Raw genomic sequence first — 16,904 nt, forward strand, 5'->3', positions numbered from 1 at the left:
TTTTCGTGTGTGCTTTGGGCGATTTTTTGGTCCTTTTCGCTCCTGTTCTTCGTCAGATAGCCCGCTATCTTCCTCATCACAGAAGCGAAAATGCCTCAAAAACTCATCCAAATCATCGCACGATAAATTCAAAACAGCTTCTAAATTGAAAAAATTAACACTCTGCCGGCAACAAGCAATGGTTTTATTCGTATCTTTGAAAATGATGAACTTTTAAAAGCAAACAGATATGAACTCAAATCCAGTTTTTAGTTTGTACGTACCCACCAAGATATTGTTCGGGTGCGGTGAAATAAAGAAATTAGCTACCGAAACACTTCCCGGCAGAAAAGCCATGATAGTCATATCCGGCGGAACGTCCATGAAAAAATATGGATACCTGGATAAAGTATTGGGATACCTTACTGAAAACGATGTCAGTGCCATTGTATACGATAAGATTCTTCCTAATCCCATCAAGACACATGTTATGGAAGCCGCAGCCATCTGCCGCGAGCAGAAATGCGACTTTATCATCGGGTTGGGAGGAGGAAGCAGCATCGACTCTGCAAAAGCCATCGCCGTCATGGCATGCAATGATGGTGATTACTGGAACTACGTAAACGGAGGTACGGGCAAAGGGCGTCCGGTCACAAAAGCACTTCCCATTGTAGCCATACCGACCACAGCCGGAACCGGTACGGAAGCCGATCCATGGACAGTGATTACCAACGAAGAGAAACAGGAAAAAATCGGATTCGGATGCCCACTTACCTTTCCTGTACTCTCCATTGTCGACCCGACGCTGATGGTTACCATACCTCCCCATCTCACGGCATATCAGGGCTTCGATGCCTTCTTCCATGCAGCAGAAGGCTTCCTTGCCAATTGTGCTACTCCTATAAGCGACCTGTACGCACTGGAAGCTATCCGCCTGCTCTATAAATACCTGCCGGTAGCCGTCAATGACGGACGCGACATCAAAGCACGCGCCAAAGTAGCATGGGCCAGCACACTGGCCGGGCTGGTAGAAGCTACATCTTGTTGCATTTCCGAACATTCTATGGAACATGCCATGAGTGCCTATTATCCCGAACTGCCTCATGGAGCCGGACTGATTGCCATCAGTACAGCCTACTTCGAAACTTTCCGCAACGACTGCATGAAACGTTTTATGAAAATGGCAGATGTCATGACCCAACAAAAGAGCAACCGTCCGAGCGATTTCATTGATGCACTGGTACGCATGCAACGCGAATGTCACGTAGACAACATCAAATTGAGCGACTGGGGTATCAAAGAAGAAGACTTTCCCAAGATGGTACAAAATGCACGAGATACCATGGGCAGCCTCTTTACCCTCGATCCTCGTCCGCTGACCGACGATGAAGTACTGAATATCTATAAACAATCGTACAAATAAGTGGTTTAAGGAGTTAAGAGCCTGATAGGATATTGCTTCTTAACTCCTTCACTTTTTTAACTTCCTACATAAATCCGACAAATCTTACCGATTTATTACGCGCTTTACCAGGAAAATCGTAACTTTGCGACATAAATTCATGATACAAGCGTATGAAAGATACGAAAGAACAATTTGAGCACGTCATCACCACCTGTCGGGATTTGTTCGCCAAAAAGCTGCACGATTACGGAGCCGCATGGCGCATTATGCGTTCTTCTTCAGTAACCGACCAGCTGTTTATCAAGGCGAACCGTATCCGAAGCATCGAAATCAAAGGTGTCAGTCTGGTAAACGAGGGCATACGCCCCGAATTTATGGCAATAGTCAACTATGGTATCATCGGACTGATCCAACTGGAACTGGGCTATGCAGAAAAGGAAGATATCACCGAAGCACAAGCCTTGGAACTATACGACAAATATGCCAAAGATGCCATGGAACTGATGCTGAGAAAGAATCACGATTATGACGAAGCGTGGCGCAGCATGCGCATTACGTCGTATACCGACTTGATTTTGATGAAGCTGTACCGCACCAAGCAGATTGAAGCATTGAGTGGGAACACATTGGTTTCGGAAGGCGTAGACGCCAACTACATGGATATGATTAATTATGCAGTATTCGCTTTAATCAAACTGGAATTTGGAGAATAAATGCTTACATAGAGCCCTTGTCGTCGGAGTAAACGTTTGCCGTTTCCTGCTGGCAGCCGTATTCATCTTCTCCGGATTCGTGAAGGCGAACGACCCTTTCGGCACCGCCTATAAGATACAAGATTATCTGGAAGCGTGGGGCCTGCTTCAGGTTGTTCCACAGTTCGTCCCATACGTAGGTTCCATGGCAATGGGAGCATTCGAGTTTACATTGGGTGTCTATCTGCTGTTTGGCATCCACCGCAAAGCGACCTCCACATTGCTCCTGCTGGTCATGGCATTCATGACTCCACTCACCCTATGGCTTGCCATTGACAATCCGATAGCAGATTGCGGCTGTTTCGGCGATGCTATTATCCTGACCAACTGGGAAACCTTTGGCAAGAACATCGTGCTGTTACTTGCCGCCATCACTGTATTCCGCTATCGGAAAACCTACATCAGGAAACTGGTCACCGAAAAGGTAGACTGGCTGATAGCCCTCTACACCGTAGTGTTCATCATCGTATTCTCCATCTACTGTGTCCGCGAACTGCCCGTATTCGATTTCCGTCCTTATCACATCGGCATGAACATCCGCCAAGGAATGGAAATCCCCGAAGGGGTGAAACTCACAACTTACGAGACAACATTCATCTATGCTAAAGACGGGAAAGAGCAAGAATTTACCATCGACAATTTTCCCTCCGACTCGACATGGACATTCGTCGAAGCCCAAACGCGGGTAAAAGAGAAAGGCTACGAACCGCCTACTCACGATTTTCACCTCACCTCACAAGAGGACGGCACCGACCTGACCGAAGAAATCCTGAACGATGACAATTACACGTTCTTACTTATCTCGCCCAACCTGCGGCACGCCGATGAGAGCGGGATGGATTTATTCAACGAAGTGTACGACTACTGTTCAGAATATGGATACAGCTTCTTGTGTGTCACCGCTTCATCCGACGAAGACATCGCGATGTGGCAAGACAATACCGGTGCTGAATATCCTTTTGCCATCATGGACGAAATTACCCTGAAAACCATTATCCGCTCCAATCCGGGCCTGTTGCTTCTGAAGGACGGAACCATTCTGAACAAGTGGAGCGTAAACAACATCCCCGACGAATATCAGTTGAATGCACCTTTAGACCAACTTCCCATCGGCCGGTTGGAACCTCCCAACACATGGCATAAAATCATATTGGTGTTCGGCTGGTTCTTCGGTCCACTCATCTTCCTGACCCTATGCGATTTAGGCTGGCTGGAATGGAGCAAGAAGAAAAAGAAGAAAGAGTCAAGAAGTTAAGAAGTTAAGTCAATACATACGAATCAGGCCACAGGCTTAACTTCTTAACCCCTTAACGACAAAATAGTATATTAACCCTTTTAAAACTTAAAACAAAATGAGAAAAAACATTGTAGCAGGAAACTGGAAAATGAACAAGAACCTGCAAGAAGGTATTGCTTTGGCAAAAGAACTGAATGAAGTGTTGACCGCAGACAAACCGAACTGCGACGTTATCATCTGTACTCCGTTTATCCACCTGGCTTCTGTTACTCCGATTGTCGATAAAAACATCATCGGCGTAGGTGCAGAAAACTGCGCAGACAAAGTTTCAGGTGCCTATACTGGCGAAGTTTCGGCAGAAATGGTAGCTTCTACAGGTGCCCAATACGTTATCCTGGGTCACTCTGAACGTCGTGCTTATTATCACGAAACCGTTGAAATCCTGACAGAAAAGGTGAAATTGGCACTTGCCAACAACCTGAAACCTATTTTCTGCATCGGTGAAGTGTTGGAAGAACGCGAAGCAAACAAGCAAAACGAAGTGGTAGAAGCTCAATTGGCTTCTGTATTCTCACTCTCAGCAGAAGACTTCGGCAAGGTTATCCTGGCATACGAACCGGTTTGGGCTATCGGTACCGGTAAAACCGCTACTCCCGAACAAGCAGAAGAAATCCATGCACACATCCGTTCGCTGGTAGCTGCCAAATACGGTCAGGAAGTAGCAGAAAACACTTCTATCCTGTACGGAGGAAGCTGCAAGCCGTCGAATGCCAAAGAACTGTTCGCTAAACCCGATGTAGACGGCGGATTGATTGGTGGTGCTGCTTTGAAAGCTGCCGACTTCAAAGGCATCATCGATGCGTTCAAATAATTCTTTATAGTTGACTAGGAACCAGGTACTGGTTGACTAGGTTTTAGATAGATTTAGTAAAACTATTTAGAACGTAGTTCCCCCGTACCTGATTGTCTAGTCCCTAAAACACACACATCATGAAATACTTACTATCCCTCTTTTTACTCTTGTGGGTTTCGGCAATGCATGCCCAGCGCACCATTGTGGAAAGCCTGGAGACACACCGTGCAGGCGAAGGAGTAGTAACGGTACATGCAGAATCCTACATCACTTCGCTAATAGGTACACGTTATGCCGCTTCAGCCCCGAAAACATTGAAGGCAAGAGGTTTCCGCGTACAGGTATATGCCGGAAACAATTCGCGCGTAGCACGCAACGAAGCAAATCGGATAGCCGGGAAGATAAAAGAAACATTTCCGGAAATGCCGGTATATACGTATTTCCAACCTCCACGCTGGCTGTGCCGTGTAGGAGATTTCAAGAGCATAGAAGAGGCACACGTAGCCATGCGCCAACTAAGAGCAAGCGGCGAATTCAAAGAAGTAGCGATTGTACGTGAACAAATTAACATTCCCATTGAATAATGATTGATACAAACTTGTTGAAGTTCCCGGAAGAGAAAGTACAGAAACTGATGGCACACTACAAAGAAATACTTTCCCTGCTGGGTGAAGACCCTGAACGGGAAGGACTGGTGAAAACCCCTGAAAGAGTAGCCAAAGCCATGCTGACGCTTACACGGGGATATGAGGTAGACCCGAAAGAAATTTTGTTAGGTGCCAAGTTCAAGGAGGCATACAGCCAGATGGTAGTGGTGAAAGACATCGATTTCTTCTCCATGTGTGAACATCACATGCTTCCCTTCTACGGGAAAGCCCACGTAGCTTATATCCCCAACGGATACATCACGGGACTGAGCAAGATAGCCCGCGTAGTAGATGTATTCTCGCACCGCCTCCAGGTACAGGAGCGCATGACCCTGCAAATCAAAGAATGCATTCAGGAAACGCTGCACCCATTAGGCGTAATGGTAGTAATTGAAGCCAAACACATGTGCATGCAAATGAGAGGAGTAGAAAAACAAAACGCCATCACAACCACCTCCGATTTCACTGGAGCATTCAACCAGGCAAAGACACGCGAGGAATTCATGAATCTTATCCGAAGAGAAAGATAGTTGACAAGGCACCAGTTGACAAGGTGACAAGGCTTTAGATAGTCTTGAGTATGCTGGACCTCGCCCCCTTGTCAACGGGTCGCCTCGTTCCCTAAAATAAAAACAGACTATGACTCAACAAACAGGCATCCGCAAAGGACTGGTCAAACTCGTTATACCCATTTTTATCGAAACTTTGCTCATCATGATGCTGGGAGCAGTAGATACCATCATGCTGAGCCAATACTCCGATGAGAGCGTGGCTGCCGTAGGCGTGGTCAACCAGATTGTGACCTTTGCCTTTCTGGTATTCGAGGTCATCAACATCGGCACATCGGTACTCTGCTCGCAGTACTTGGGAGCTAAATTAGAAAAAAACATGATACAGGTAGTGGGGGTAGCCTTATTGCTCAATTTGGTAGTAGGACTGGCAGTCAGTGCCATCCTGCATTTTGGTGCCACTACACTGTTGGGCTGGATGGGACTACGCCCCGAGTTGTTACAATATGGTATCGGCTATATGGAGATTGTGGGAGCATTCGCTTTCTTCCAGGCCATCTCGCTCACCATTTCCGCCTCGTTACGCAGTGCCAACAAAGCCATTTACCCGATGCTGGTTACCGTACTGGTCAACATCATGAACATCATCGGCAATTATTCGCTGATTTTCGGCAAGTGGGGCATGCCGGCACTGGGAGCCGAAGGTGCTGCCATCTCTACCGCTTTCGCCCGTGGCGTAAGCATGGTTGTATTGTTTGTCATCCTCTTCCGCAAACACATCCCCAAGTTCCCCCTTGCCTATTTCCGCCCTTTCCCATGGATAGAGCTGAAAAACCTGTTGAAAATCGGGCTTCCTTCTGCCGGCGAAAACATCTCGTACAGTTTCTCGCAAGTGGTCATCACCTACCTTATTAATATATTAGGCAACAATGCCCTTGCCACCCGTACCTATACGGTCAACATCGTGATGTTTGTCTACCTCTTTGCCATCGCCATGGCGCAAGGAGGTGCCATCACCATCGGACACCTGGTAGGACAGAAAAAGGTCCGTGCCGCCTACCTTTTAGGCAAGTACGTAATGCGGCTTTCCATTCTGGTGTCGCTCATACTCTCGTGCATCTGGGCAGCTTCGGGGCATTTCATCTTCAGCCTCCTGACCGACAACCAGGAAATCATCCGGCTGGGTGTCACTGTGATGATTATCGATGTGATTGTGGAAATCGGACGTGCCGTGAACATCTATGCCACCAACGCCCTCCGTTCTGCGGGCGATGTCAACTTCCCTTTCTATGTAGGGCTGGTGGTGCAGTGGAGCGTGTCGGTAGGCGTCAGCTACCTGCTCGGCATCCATTGGGGATGGGGACTGATAGGCATGTGGTGTGCCTTCCTGCTCGACGAGAATATCCGTGCCATTATCTTCGTCCGCCGCTGGAACAGCATGAAATGGGCAAAGAAAGGATTCGTTTAGTGAGTTTGTGAGTTTGTGAGTTTTTGAGTTCTTGAGTTCTTAAGTTTTTGAGTTCTTAAGTTCTTGAGTTTGTATGTTTCAACTTAAAAGTTTCAACTCAAAAACACTCATAAACTTAAAAACTTACAAACTCAAAAACTTACAAACTTAAAAACTTACAAACTTAAAAACTTACAAACTTAAAAACTTACAAACTCAAAAACTTACAAACTCAAAAACTTACAAACTGTTTTGAATTTATCGTGCGATGATTGGGGATGATTTTTTGTAGAAAAGGTGTATCAAAATGAAAGTTGATTCCAATTTCGGCACACCCTCTTATAGGCAATTAAGAAAAATGCAGATATAATCTGTGTAATTCTGTGGTAAGAAAATGCACACTTTCATACCGCGCAAAGTATAAAAATTTTCATCGAACAAAAACCGAATCCTAAAACCGTAGCATCGAACAAAAACTGAACTGTTTTATAGCTTCCGGTTCAAGCGGTTTCCCTACTTTTGCCGATATCGAATTTAAAACTTTACAGATATGGCAAAACACACATTTATCGCCTTGATGATGCTCGGCTTCCTGCTTCCGGCACAGGCACAAATCGGAACCACCACACAAGTAATAGAACCAGCCATCATGGAATGCCAGTATGACCATACCGCTATACGAGACACATTTGATTGTAGTCAAGTAATGAAAGACCGGATGATTTTACGGATAGGGAAGAATGTCAGCCAATTCTATAGCTGGTACACCCACTATGGAGATTCATTATGGTCAAGCCCTACAGGACAACAAATAGCCATAAAAAGAACATTCGAAGCCATTCGTACAAAAAACTTCGAAAACAAACCGGGCGAACGCACACCCGGATATATCTATAAATCATATCCCCAAAAAGGGGTAACCACTACATACGTTATACAGGTAGAACCAGATTTGACACTTCAAAAGAAACCCGCTTGCCTATATTTCTCAGAAGATACGCCTAAACAAACGTGGGAAGTGCAAGACTCCATAAAGCAAATAGCAGGTTATTCCTGCCAACTTGCCGTTACTCAATTTAGAGGCAGACTATGGTATGCTTGGTTTTCTCTTGATATTCCCATTGATAATGGACCATGGAAACTTTGCGGATTGCCAGGACTGATTATGGAAGCATACGATAAGCAAAATTATTACCATTATACATTAACAAGCATACGTACAAAAGACGTGGAGCCAATCATTTTTTATAATTATTGGAATTCGGTATTTGAACAGACTACACGACTTAACTATTTAAAAAGAGCGCATAAGTTCATAACCCAATATAGTGAACACTTAAAATATACCCAATATGATTTCTTAGAATTAGATTACCAGCCATAAAATAACATCATGAAACGAAATCTCCTATTTTATATACTCTTGTGCATTTTACCACACGCACAAGCACAAATAGACCACATCACGCAAATTATTGAACCATCGCTATTGGAATGTAAATACCAATGGATACAAAAGCAAGATACACTAAAAAATAATGTAGTAATTGATACAATGATTTTACGCATTGGGAAAAATGTAAGCCAATGTTATCCGTATTCCACGTTTAAAATAGATTCTCTCGCTAATGATCCCAAAGGGAGTGAAACCTTATTACAACAAATGATGGCATCATTTAATGGAGAAGGTCCTGCATTAGGAACAAAAATCATCAATGAATACTATTATAAAAATTATCCGAAAGGCAAACTCACAACGTGGGTGACAAAATCAATAGCCTATCAGATAGAAGAAAAATATGAAAAACAGCCATGGATATTGATAGAAGACAGCATTAAAACCATAAATAAGTATCAATGTCGTTTAGCTGTATGCAAATTTCATGGTAGGGAATATAAAGCCTGGTACACCACTGAACTTCTTTATCAAGAAGGACCGTGGAAGTTTCATGGTTTACCCGGATTAATCATAGAGGTTTACGACACGAAAGACCATTATCATTTCACCTTAGTTAGTGTAAAACGAGAGAATCTTCCCCCTGTATGTTTTTATGATATCAAGAATTCGTCACAATCTCAAGGAGAAAGGATAGACCGTATTTCTTATTTAAAACAGTCAGCGGAAAACAATCCGTATATGCATGAGAAGAAAAAAGACTCAAAAGGAAACACGGTCGCTTACGATTACATGGAAACCGATTATCATAACTATTAATTTTAGATAAAACGAACCTAATACAATAAAACAAACTATTGAAAAACTTCATGCAACGTTTCCCCCACTATCGGCAACATGAACAAATGGACTGCGGACCGACCTGCCTGCGTATGATAGCCGCCTATTACGGCAAACGCTACTCACTGGAACGCTTGCGCGAGCAGTGCCACATCAGCCGGTTAGGGGTATCGATGTTAGGTATCAGCGAAGCGGCGGAAAAGATAGGGATGCGCAGCATGGGGGTGGAAATCAGCTTCAAGCAATTGAAGGAAGACGCCCCTTTGCCTTGCATCGTACACTGGAACCAAGAACACTTCGTCGTGGTGTACCGCTGCACGGAAAAACAAGTGTGGGTGGCAGACCCGGCTACCAGCAAACTGAAATATACGGCAGAAGAGTTCTGCCGCTGCTGGACAAGCAACCGCAAAAAGGGACAGGACACAGGCATTGCCCTGCTACTGGAACCTTCGCCGGAGTTTTACAAAGAAGAAGACGATGAAACGGACAACGGCTTTCAAGGGATGGGCTTCATGCTTTCGTACATCAAGCCTTACAAGCAACTGGTGGGGCAACTGTTCCTCGGCTTGCTATTAGGCAGCCTGATACAACTGATACTGCCTTTCCTCACCCAGTCTATCGTAGACTTCGGCATCAACAACCAGAATCTGAACTATGTGTACCTGGTCTTGCTGGCACAGCTCACTTTATCTATCAGCAATGCCGGCGTGGGCTTTATCCGCGGCTGGATATTGCTGCACTTGGGCACACGCATCAACATCTCACTTATCTCGTCTGAAGAACACGAAGAAGCACGCCGTACCTTCCTGAACCAACAAAGGGGCATGGAACAGATGATGAGCGACCTGTCTTCGGCACGCATCCAAGAAGCCAGCCTCCGGCAAGGCTGCTGGACCCATTGAAATATTTATGGGAGAAATATACCTGACGAACAAAAAACGAACTGCAAGGAGGAAACATCGAACAAAAACCGAACGATTTTATAGTTCCCGACCTGGCAGATTTGCCTACCTTTACTCAAACAGTAAAGAACCCAACAGCTAATAATTGCAATTCATGAAACACCTTATCGTATACCTATTCTTGCTCTGCCTCGCTTCTTCCCTCTGCGCCCAGCAATGGACATTAACGGGCAAAGTGACCGATGCCGCCAAGCAAGTCTCCTTACAAGGAGTAAGTGTAACAGTCTGCCGGGCAGACGGGAAAAGCATCCTTGCCTTCGCCATTACGGACGAGGACGGGACGTTCCGCCTCAACGCAGACAGCACGAAAGCAGCACAGGCGGTGATACGCTTCTCTTGCCTGGGCTATGCAGCCGTGACCCGCCCTGTCCAGCCGCAAGACAAGACGTACCGCATCGGCTTGCAACCCGAAGAAATCAGCATCCGGGAGGTCATCGTGAAAGCACCGAAGATACGGGCGCAAGGAGATACGATCATCTATAATGTAGCACGCTTCTCGAAAGAGGGCGACCGCACCATCGGGGACATCCTGAAAAAGCTGCCCGGCATACAGGTAGCGGATGACGGGAAGATTTCGTACCAAGGCACGCCCATCAACAAATTCTACATCGAGGGCAAAGACCTGCTGGGCGGAAAGTACGGCATCGCCACCAACAGTATCTCCAACCAAGACGTGAACAGCGTGGAGGTGATGGAGAACCACCAGCCCATCAAGGCACTGAACGGACTGAGCCTTTCGGACCAGGCAGCCATCAACCTGCGCCTGAAAGAGAACGTGAAGCAACGGTGGATAGGAAGCGTGAAAGGAGGAATCGGGCTTGCCGCGCCTGCATCGGCACTATGGGACGAGGAACTGATAGCCATGCAATTCAACAAGAAATTCCAGTCGCTCAACACCTACAAGACCAACAACACGGGCAGGGACGTAACCCGCGAGTTCAAATCGTTTGACATCAACGCCACACGCTACCGGCGCGAAAAGCTGACCGACTACATCCGCATCGTGCCTCCGGCAGTACAGGCACTGAACAAAGAGCGCGAGCTGTTCAACCGCACCCATCAGGCGACTTCGAACAACCTGTTCCAACTGAAGAACGGAATGAACGTGACCGTAGGCATCGGCTACATGAACCACCGGACCGAATCGGACAAGCAGACCGTAACGCAATATTTCCAAGCGAATGCCGATACCACCACCATCCGCGAAAAAGAGAGTTCGCTCTTCGAGCAACAGCAGCTTTCCGCCGAGATACGGCTGGAAGCGAACGAAGACACCTACAACCTGACCGAACGCCTGATGGCAGACTTCGCATGGCTGGACAAGAATGACGGCGTGAGCGGAACCATCCCCAACACCCAAGATGCCTGGTCGCCCGACAAACAGCTGACCAACGACCTCTACCTCCTGAAGCGGTTCGGCAACAAGTTCATCATCTTCACCTCGTACACCTTCGTGCAAGACCATCCGCAACGGATGGACGTGACGTACGGAGACGAAACACGCAGCCAGCGGATAGAGCAGCGAAAACTGTTCTCGGACAACAAAGTGGATTATGGATTCGCCATAGGGCAAGTCACGGTAAGCCTAGGAGCCGGAGCCAAAGTGATGTGGCGCGACATGGCATCGGAACTGGAGGGCGTAACGCTGACCGATAATGACGAGGAAGGTTCGGGCATGAACTACACGCAGCTCTACCTCACCCCCAAACTGGAATATACGTGGCGCAGGCTGAAGACCCGACTTGCGCTGCCCGTCAACTTCTACCATTATCTATATAAGGAAAAGGCAAACGGGCTGAAAAGCCCCTCGACCCGTGTGTTGTTCAATCCAGACCTGTACCTGTCGTATACCCTAAGCGCACGTTGGGACATCGACCTTTCGGGCGGAATTACCAGCCGTCCGCTCGGTGATGCCTCTTTCTATCCGGGCTACCTGATGGATTCTTACCGCACGCTGATGAAAGGTTATCCCGTATACGGGCTGAGCACCAGCAAATACATCGAAGGTGGCATCTACTACAAGCGTCCCTTGGACGAACTGTTTGCCGATGTGTCGGTGTCGCACAACTGGATGAGCCTGCCCTACCTGACCCATCAGCAATTCGAAGGAGATTTCATCGTCACTTCATACCAGCAGGGAGAAAACACGGCACGCCAGCTGGACGTGAACGGCAATGTATCAAAAGGATTCGATTTCCTGAACTGCTACATCTACCTGAAAGGGATGTACACCAACCGCCATGCGGTGCTGGTGCGCAACGAAGAACGGATACCGAACGTGCGCACAATGTGGAGCATCGGCCCACGCATCGAAGCGGACCTGACGGAAAAAATTACCCTGCACTATGAGTTAAACTATGGGAAAAGCAAGTTAAGGCTGGAAGAAGAAGGAAGCGAGACGAATACCGCCTCATTAGAGCAAAGCCTCAGCCTGCGGATAACACCCGCCGCAAAGCTCAGCATCTTGCTGAAAGGCGGGCATTACCGCAACCGGGAAACAGATAGCCGCAAGCGGGATTTCTTCCTTGCCGATGCCGTGGTGTCATACAAACTCTCCAAACGGATGGACATGGAGCTTGCCGCCACCAACTTGCTGGACGAAAGAGAATACACCTATACCTCTTTCACCGATGAAGCCAGCACCGTATCACGCAGCTACCGCATCCGCCCCCGCAATCTGCTGTTCACCCTGCGGATGACGTACTGATGCCACACTTTAATCCTTCATTTTAGAAACCCCTTTTATCTTGCCTTCTACACGGGTGGGGGTACCTTTATAACGGATATCGCCGGCACTTGACACCGAAGTGGAAAGCACGCCGCTGGCGTTACACTCGATATCGCCTGCCGAAGAGGCGGTCGCCTTTACATCTTTCGCCAGCAGGTCCTTGGCATAGATGCCGCCTGCCGAACTGGCACTGAACGTAGCGTTACGGCATGTGCCGGCAAGCTTGATGTCGCTCGATGAGCTGGTAGATGCTTTCACATCACCTTCACAGGTCAGGTTCTTTACCGTGCAGTCGCCTGCCGAACTGGATTCGATAACGGCTCCACTGCATTGGGCGGTATTCACCTTGATATCGCCGCTACTCTGCGTATCCAGACTCAGCTGCCCGCACCGGACAGCATCTACCACGATGTCGCCGCTGCTCTGCGTAATCATTTCCACATTGGCACAAGCTACAGCCCCTGCCTTGATGTCGCCGCTACTCGATGCACGGAACGATACAGCCTTTTGGGTCTTCAAGCCGTTTGCCAAGATAATGTCGGACGAACTGGATGTGGAGAACGAAGTCACTTCGGGAGCATACACACGCACTTCGCATTTATATCTTCCAGTAATGGATGTACCGCTCTTGAAACCTACCTGCAACTTACTTCCTTCCTGTTCTACTTTTATCAAAGGCACAATGTTATCAGGTGCATAGATTTCGGCATAGGGTGTACCCGAAGCCTGCGTATAGACTACATCTACCGATGAAGACGAACGAATAGCATCAATGCCGGTAAGCGATACTTTCTGGGTCACATAATTCTTGCTGGGTTTTACCACGTTTCTGCTTCCGGCGTAGCATCCGGAAACGGTAAGCATCATTGCCAAGACACATGATGCCACAATCATTGAAAAATATTTCATAGTTTCTGTTCGTTTAATTGTTTATGTTCTACTTGTTAGACGCAAAGTCGCGAAAAAAGTTACGGAAAAATAAAGAATCTTTTTGAATGAAGAATGAAGAATTTCCATGCGGGCGAAGCAATTCTTCATTCTTAATTACTTAAAGTACTTGAACGCCGGCGAGATAAACCAGCGCTTATACATCAGGGTGGCAAGCTGGTAAACGAAAAAGGCGGTAAAGAAACCGGCTATGGAATCGACCAGATAATGCGCCTGAATATAAACCGTTGCACAACACAACAACACATAAAAAGGTGCCAGGAAATATGCCAGCCTCCGATTGACCCGCCACGCCATAATCATCACAATGGTAGATATACCTACGTGCGAACTGGGGAAAGCCGCCGTAGGCCGTTCGCCCACTTCTTGTGAAGCCTCCACTAAATTAAAGAAAAAACCATGGTCGAACCCCGGTCCCGGTATCAAGTAATCATTCGTATTGAAATAATCGCCAATAGGAGGAAAATCGCACGCATTCACCCTGTCCATCCCAATAGCCGGGAAATAGAACTGCGGTCCTGCCACAGGTAACATAATATAAACCAAATAATAAATGAAGAACGAAGTGACCAGCACAAAGCAAATCTTCTCGAACCACTCGAAACGCTTCACGAAGTAATAAAGTACCACAATGAGCATCATCGGATAATAAAAAAAATAGCCCATATTAAACGGCTCGCTGAACCAGATGGATGGACAATGCTCGCTGAACTCTACCGAAGGCTGGCACCCGAACAATGCCTGCTCATTGCGTGCAAACAAATAATCAAGGTTCGGGAACAAACGATTGAATTCAAACGTATCGGGATACCAATAAGCAAGCAGACTCATCTGCACCACCATACGGACAAATGCTGTCAGCCTGCACGGAAACGCCTGATACAGGAATATCAGCACAAATGTCAGAATCACAATACCCAAACGTTCCAGTAACATTGTGCCCGGATGGTCCATACGCTGATACAGCAACAAAACCAAAAAACTGGTCAGTGCATTATAAATCAAGCTGATTGTCTCTACGGCAAACAGTTCCTTACCGCTTTCTACCCGTTCGAATAATTTTATAGCCATCCCTCTTTCTTATACCATCTGATTGTTTCTTTTACTCCTCTCTCCAGCGGATATGCAGGCTGGTAACCCAGTTCGTTTTCCAACGGAGCTATGTCGCACCGCCAATTACGCTGTTTCATAATCTTATATTTGTCGGGATTAAGCGTACTGGGTTTATGCATCAGTTTCGCCACGTTTCCTGCCACAGACGAAATAATCTTCAACAACCCAAGCGGACACGTAAAACGTACCAGCCAAGGATGTCCCAATTCGGTCCGTATCAAGTCGGAGAACGTGCGGCTACTATACACTTCGCCATCGCTTACGAAATAAGCGCGTCCCGTCACCTGCTTTTCCACAGCCAAATAAATGGCCTGCACCAAATCAGTCACATACACAAACGTAAGATCTTGCCGGCGGAAACCAGCAACGATGTCCAAATGGCGCGATATGGATTGAGCCATCAGGAAATAATCACGCTCACGAGGACCGTATACTCCCGTAGGGCGGAATATCACCCACGGCAAGTTTTCCAGTGAACGTATGTATGCTTCGGTATGAAGCTTGCTCACCCCGTATGCCGTATTGGGTTGTGGCGTGTCGCACTCACCTATGGGCAGATAGTCACGTTCGTGTATGGGACCGAACACACTCAGCGAACTAAGGTAAACGAACTGACGTGGCACCATGTCCAATCTTATCAACACTTCGACAAAATGACGCGTAGCCCAATAATTGCCTATTTCGAAGTCTGCCTGATGCAGGCATTTTGTCACACCCGCACAATGGATAATGCAATCCCACCCGTCATGCTCTTTTTTATGTCGCTTCAGCAGTTCTTCCAAATGATCGGAATCTGTAAAATCGAGTTCGGCAAAACGGATACGCTCATCCTGCAGATATTTCCGGCTGCTACTCTGCCTTACACCTGCCCATACGTGCATGCCACGTTCCAATCCTCCTTCGACCAAAAAACTGCCGATGAATCCGCTTGCGCCTGTCACTAATATCTTCATGTTTCCTATATTCTTCATTCTTAATTCTTCATTTCATCGGCTCTACATGGATGTTGATGTATGTATCCTTCCCATATGTGTCACGCAATTTCTGCTCTACTTGCGTGGCACGGTCATGCGCCTCACTCAAAGGCATATTGCCATCCATCCGGATATGCACATCTATCGCATAACGGTTGCCTATACGCCTCGTGCGCAAATGGTGCGGCTGTGATACACCAGGTACCGAAAGCACCAAGTCGGTGATATGACGTTCCACATCATCGGGCAACGAACGTTCCAACAGTTCGTCCAGACAAGGTCCCAATTGCTTTATCGCCACATGAATAATAAAAAAACTTACGATAACTGCCGCCAAAGGGTCGAGTACCCGCCAGTCTTCGCCCAACAAAATGGCGCCGCCGATACCTACTGCTGTCCCTATAGACGAAAACGAATCACTCCGGTGATGCCAGGCGTTAGCTATCACCGCCGGACTATCGTATTTCCTTCCTACCAGACGTGTGTAATGAAACAGAACCTCTTTCGACACAATTGAAAACAATGCTGCCCACAAGGCAATCCAACCCGGCGAAGGCAACGTTTCCCCCTGTAAAAAAGCGTAAATCTGTTCGCCTCCGCTCCATAGGATACCAATACCTACCACCAGTAATGCCACGCCAATCAGCAAGGTGGCAAAGGTTTCATATTTTCCGTGTCCATAATCGTGTCCTTTGTCTTCCGGCTTGTCTGAAATACGCACAAACACCAATACAATCACATCTGTAGCCAAATCGGATAATGAGTGTACCGCATCAGCTATCATCGCGGCACTGCGTCCCAATATGCCTGCAGCAAACTTACACAGCACCAGCACGACATTTACCACGCTGCCTGCCAGCGTCACCCCGTATATGGCACGCCGGCGGACAGCAGCATCAGTCTCATTCATATCACATTCATTTTTTACATAAGCATGGGGCAAAGATACGCAATTCTAATGAAGAATAAAGAACGAAGCATAAGGAATCTTCATATTTTTGACAGACAGGACAAGAATCCCGACAATCTGATTCGTATCACTTTTGTAATACCTGTTTCACGCCCCTGTAACACAAAAACTACACCTTTGCACCCGAATCAAAAAAGACAAGAA

15 protein-coding genes are annotated in these 16,904 nt (G+C 47.0%); 11 read left to right on the forward strand and 4 right to left on the reverse strand.

The window, feature by feature from the left end; genetic code table 11:
- The first annotated feature begins 229 nt into the window (after positions 1-229).
- The 11 genes from B5F78_RS02930 to B5F78_RS02980 all read left to right on the forward strand — a co-directional run bounded on the left by B5F78_RS02930 (position 230) and on the right by B5F78_RS02980 (position 12,734).
- Entirely contained in the window at positions 230-1,402 is a 1,173-nt protein-coding gene (locus tag B5F78_RS02930) for an iron-containing alcohol dehydrogenase (RefSeq protein WP_022038845.1), read from the forward strand.
- 152 nt (positions 1,403-1,554) lie between these two features.
- Positions 1,555-2,097 carry a DUF1599 domain-containing protein gene (locus B5F78_RS02935; protein WP_087207642.1) on the forward strand — a complete coding sequence of 181 codons (543 nt, stop codon included), beginning with the start codon at positions 1,555-1,557 and terminating at the stop codon, positions 2,095-2,097.
- A complete protein-coding gene (locus tag B5F78_RS02940) occupies positions 2,087-3,391 on the forward strand; it encodes a BT_3928 family protein (protein ID WP_022038847.1) in 1,305 nt (434 codons plus the stop codon). The genes B5F78_RS02935 and B5F78_RS02940 overlap by 11 nt, the downstream gene beginning before the upstream one ends.
- A 97-nt stretch (positions 3,392-3,488) precedes the next feature.
- Positions 3,489-4,244 carry a triose-phosphate isomerase gene (gene tpiA, locus B5F78_RS02945; RefSeq protein WP_022038848.1) on the forward strand — a complete coding sequence of 252 codons (756 nt, stop codon included), beginning with the start codon at positions 3,489-3,491 and terminating at the stop codon, positions 4,242-4,244.
- A gap of 119 nt (positions 4,245-4,363) precedes the next feature.
- Positions 4,364-4,810: an SPOR domain-containing protein gene (locus B5F78_RS02950; protein WP_022038849.1), complete on the forward strand. Its 447-nt coding sequence runs from the start codon at positions 4,364-4,366 to the stop codon at positions 4,808-4,810.
- The gene (gene folE / locus B5F78_RS02955) at positions 4,810-5,403 is read left to right on the forward strand and encodes a GTP cyclohydrolase I FolE (protein ID WP_022038850.1); all 594 of its coding nucleotides are present in this window, start codon (positions 4,810-4,812) and stop codon (positions 5,401-5,403) included. Before B5F78_RS02950 ends, folE begins: the two co-directional genes overlap by 1 nt.
- Before the next feature lie 109 nt (positions 5,404-5,512).
- A complete protein-coding gene (locus B5F78_RS02960; protein ID WP_022038851.1) occupies positions 5,513-6,850 on the forward strand; it encodes an MATE family efflux transporter in 1,338 nt (445 codons plus the stop codon).
- 529 nt (positions 6,851-7,379) lie between these two features.
- Positions 7,380-8,213 (forward strand): GLPGLI family protein, encoded by an 834-nt coding sequence (locus B5F78_RS02965; protein WP_087405960.1) that lies wholly within the window; start codon positions 7,380-7,382, stop codon positions 8,211-8,213.
- Between the two features lie 9 nt (positions 8,214-8,222).
- Positions 8,223-9,044, forward strand: coding sequence for a GLPGLI family protein (locus B5F78_RS02970; protein WP_087248681.1), 822 nt, complete (start codon positions 8,223-8,225; stop codon positions 9,042-9,044).
- A gap of 38 nt (positions 9,045-9,082) precedes the next feature.
- On the forward strand, positions 9,083-9,967 hold the full coding sequence (locus B5F78_RS02975; protein ID WP_239473451.1) for a cysteine peptidase family C39 domain-containing protein: 885 nt from the start codon (positions 9,083-9,085) through the stop codon (positions 9,965-9,967).
- Positions 9,968-10,121: 154 nt separating this feature from the next.
- A complete protein-coding gene (locus B5F78_RS02980) occupies positions 10,122-12,734 on the forward strand; it encodes a carboxypeptidase-like regulatory domain-containing protein (protein ID WP_087405962.1) in 2,613 nt (870 codons plus the stop codon).
- A 9-nt stretch (positions 12,735-12,743) separates the two neighbouring features.
- Here the strand turns inward: B5F78_RS02980 and B5F78_RS02985 are convergent, their stop codons facing one another.
- From B5F78_RS02985 to B5F78_RS03000, 4 genes are all read right to left on the reverse strand, one after another.
- Positions 12,744-13,664 (reverse strand): GIN domain-containing protein, encoded by a 921-nt coding sequence (locus tag B5F78_RS02985; RefSeq protein ID WP_087405963.1) that lies wholly within the window; start codon positions 13,662-13,664, stop codon positions 12,744-12,746.
- 135 nt (positions 13,665-13,799) lie between these two features.
- On the reverse strand, positions 13,800-14,774 hold the full coding sequence (locus tag B5F78_RS02990) for a phosphatase PAP2 family protein (RefSeq protein ID WP_022038622.1): 975 nt from the start codon (positions 14,772-14,774) through the stop codon (positions 13,800-13,802).
- Positions 14,765-15,787, reverse strand: a complete 1,023-nt coding sequence (locus B5F78_RS02995) for an NAD-dependent epimerase/dehydratase family protein (RefSeq protein ID WP_239473452.1) — start codon at positions 15,785-15,787, stop codon at positions 14,765-14,767. The genes B5F78_RS02990 and B5F78_RS02995 overlap by 10 nt, the downstream gene beginning before the upstream one ends.
- Positions 15,788-15,797: 10 nt before the next feature.
- Positions 15,798-16,700 carry a cation diffusion facilitator family transporter gene (locus B5F78_RS03000; protein WP_022038624.1) on the reverse strand — a complete coding sequence of 301 codons (903 nt, stop codon included), beginning with the start codon at positions 16,698-16,700 and terminating at the stop codon, positions 15,798-15,800.
- Between the last annotated feature and the right edge of the window lie 204 nt (positions 16,701-16,904).

Source organism: Bacteroides sp. An279, from assembly GCF_002159615.1.
Classification (GTDB): Bacteria; Bacteroidota; Bacteroidia; order Bacteroidales; family Bacteroidaceae; genus Phocaeicola; species Phocaeicola intestinalis.

Excerpts from the sequence above, each read along its gene's own strand:
- B5F78_RS02990 (WP_022038622.1), bottom strand. The coding sequence starts at position 14,774 with ATGGCTATAAAATTATTCGAACGGGTAGAAAGCGGTAAGGAACTGTTT.
- B5F78_RS02980 (WP_087405962.1), top strand. The coding sequence starts at position 10,122 with ATGAAACACCTTATCGTATACCTATTCTTGCTCTGCCTCGCTTCTTCC.
- B5F78_RS02985 (WP_087405963.1), bottom strand. The coding sequence starts at position 13,664 with ATGAAATATTTTTCAATGATTGTGGCATCATGTGTCTTGGCAATGATG.
- B5F78_RS02950 (WP_022038849.1), top strand. The coding sequence starts at position 4,364 with ATGAAATACTTACTATCCCTCTTTTTACTCTTGTGGGTTTCGGCAATG.
- B5F78_RS02935 (WP_087207642.1), top strand. The coding sequence starts at position 1,555 with ATGAAAGATACGAAAGAACAATTTGAGCACGTCATCACCACCTGTCGG.
- B5F78_RS02995 (WP_239473452.1), bottom strand. The coding sequence starts at position 15,787 with ATGAAGAATATAGGAAACATGAAGATATTAGTGACAGGCGCAAGCGGA.
- folE (WP_022038850.1), top strand. The coding sequence starts at position 4,810 with ATGATTGATACAAACTTGTTGAAGTTCCCGGAAGAGAAAGTACAGAAA.
- B5F78_RS02960 (WP_022038851.1), top strand. The coding sequence starts at position 5,513 with ATGACTCAACAAACAGGCATCCGCAAAGGACTGGTCAAACTCGTTATA.
- B5F78_RS02965 (WP_087405960.1), top strand. The coding sequence starts at position 7,380 with ATGGCAAAACACACATTTATCGCCTTGATGATGCTCGGCTTCCTGCTT.
- B5F78_RS02930 (WP_022038845.1), top strand. The coding sequence starts at position 230 with ATGAACTCAAATCCAGTTTTTAGTTTGTACGTACCCACCAAGATATTG.
- tpiA (WP_022038848.1), top strand. The coding sequence starts at position 3,489 with ATGAGAAAAAACATTGTAGCAGGAAACTGGAAAATGAACAAGAACCTG.
- B5F78_RS02970 (WP_087248681.1), top strand. The coding sequence starts at position 8,223 with ATGAAACGAAATCTCCTATTTTATATACTCTTGTGCATTTTACCACAC.
- B5F78_RS03000 (WP_022038624.1), bottom strand. The coding sequence starts at position 16,700 with ATGAATGAGACTGATGCTGCTGTCCGCCGGCGTGCCATATACGGGGTG.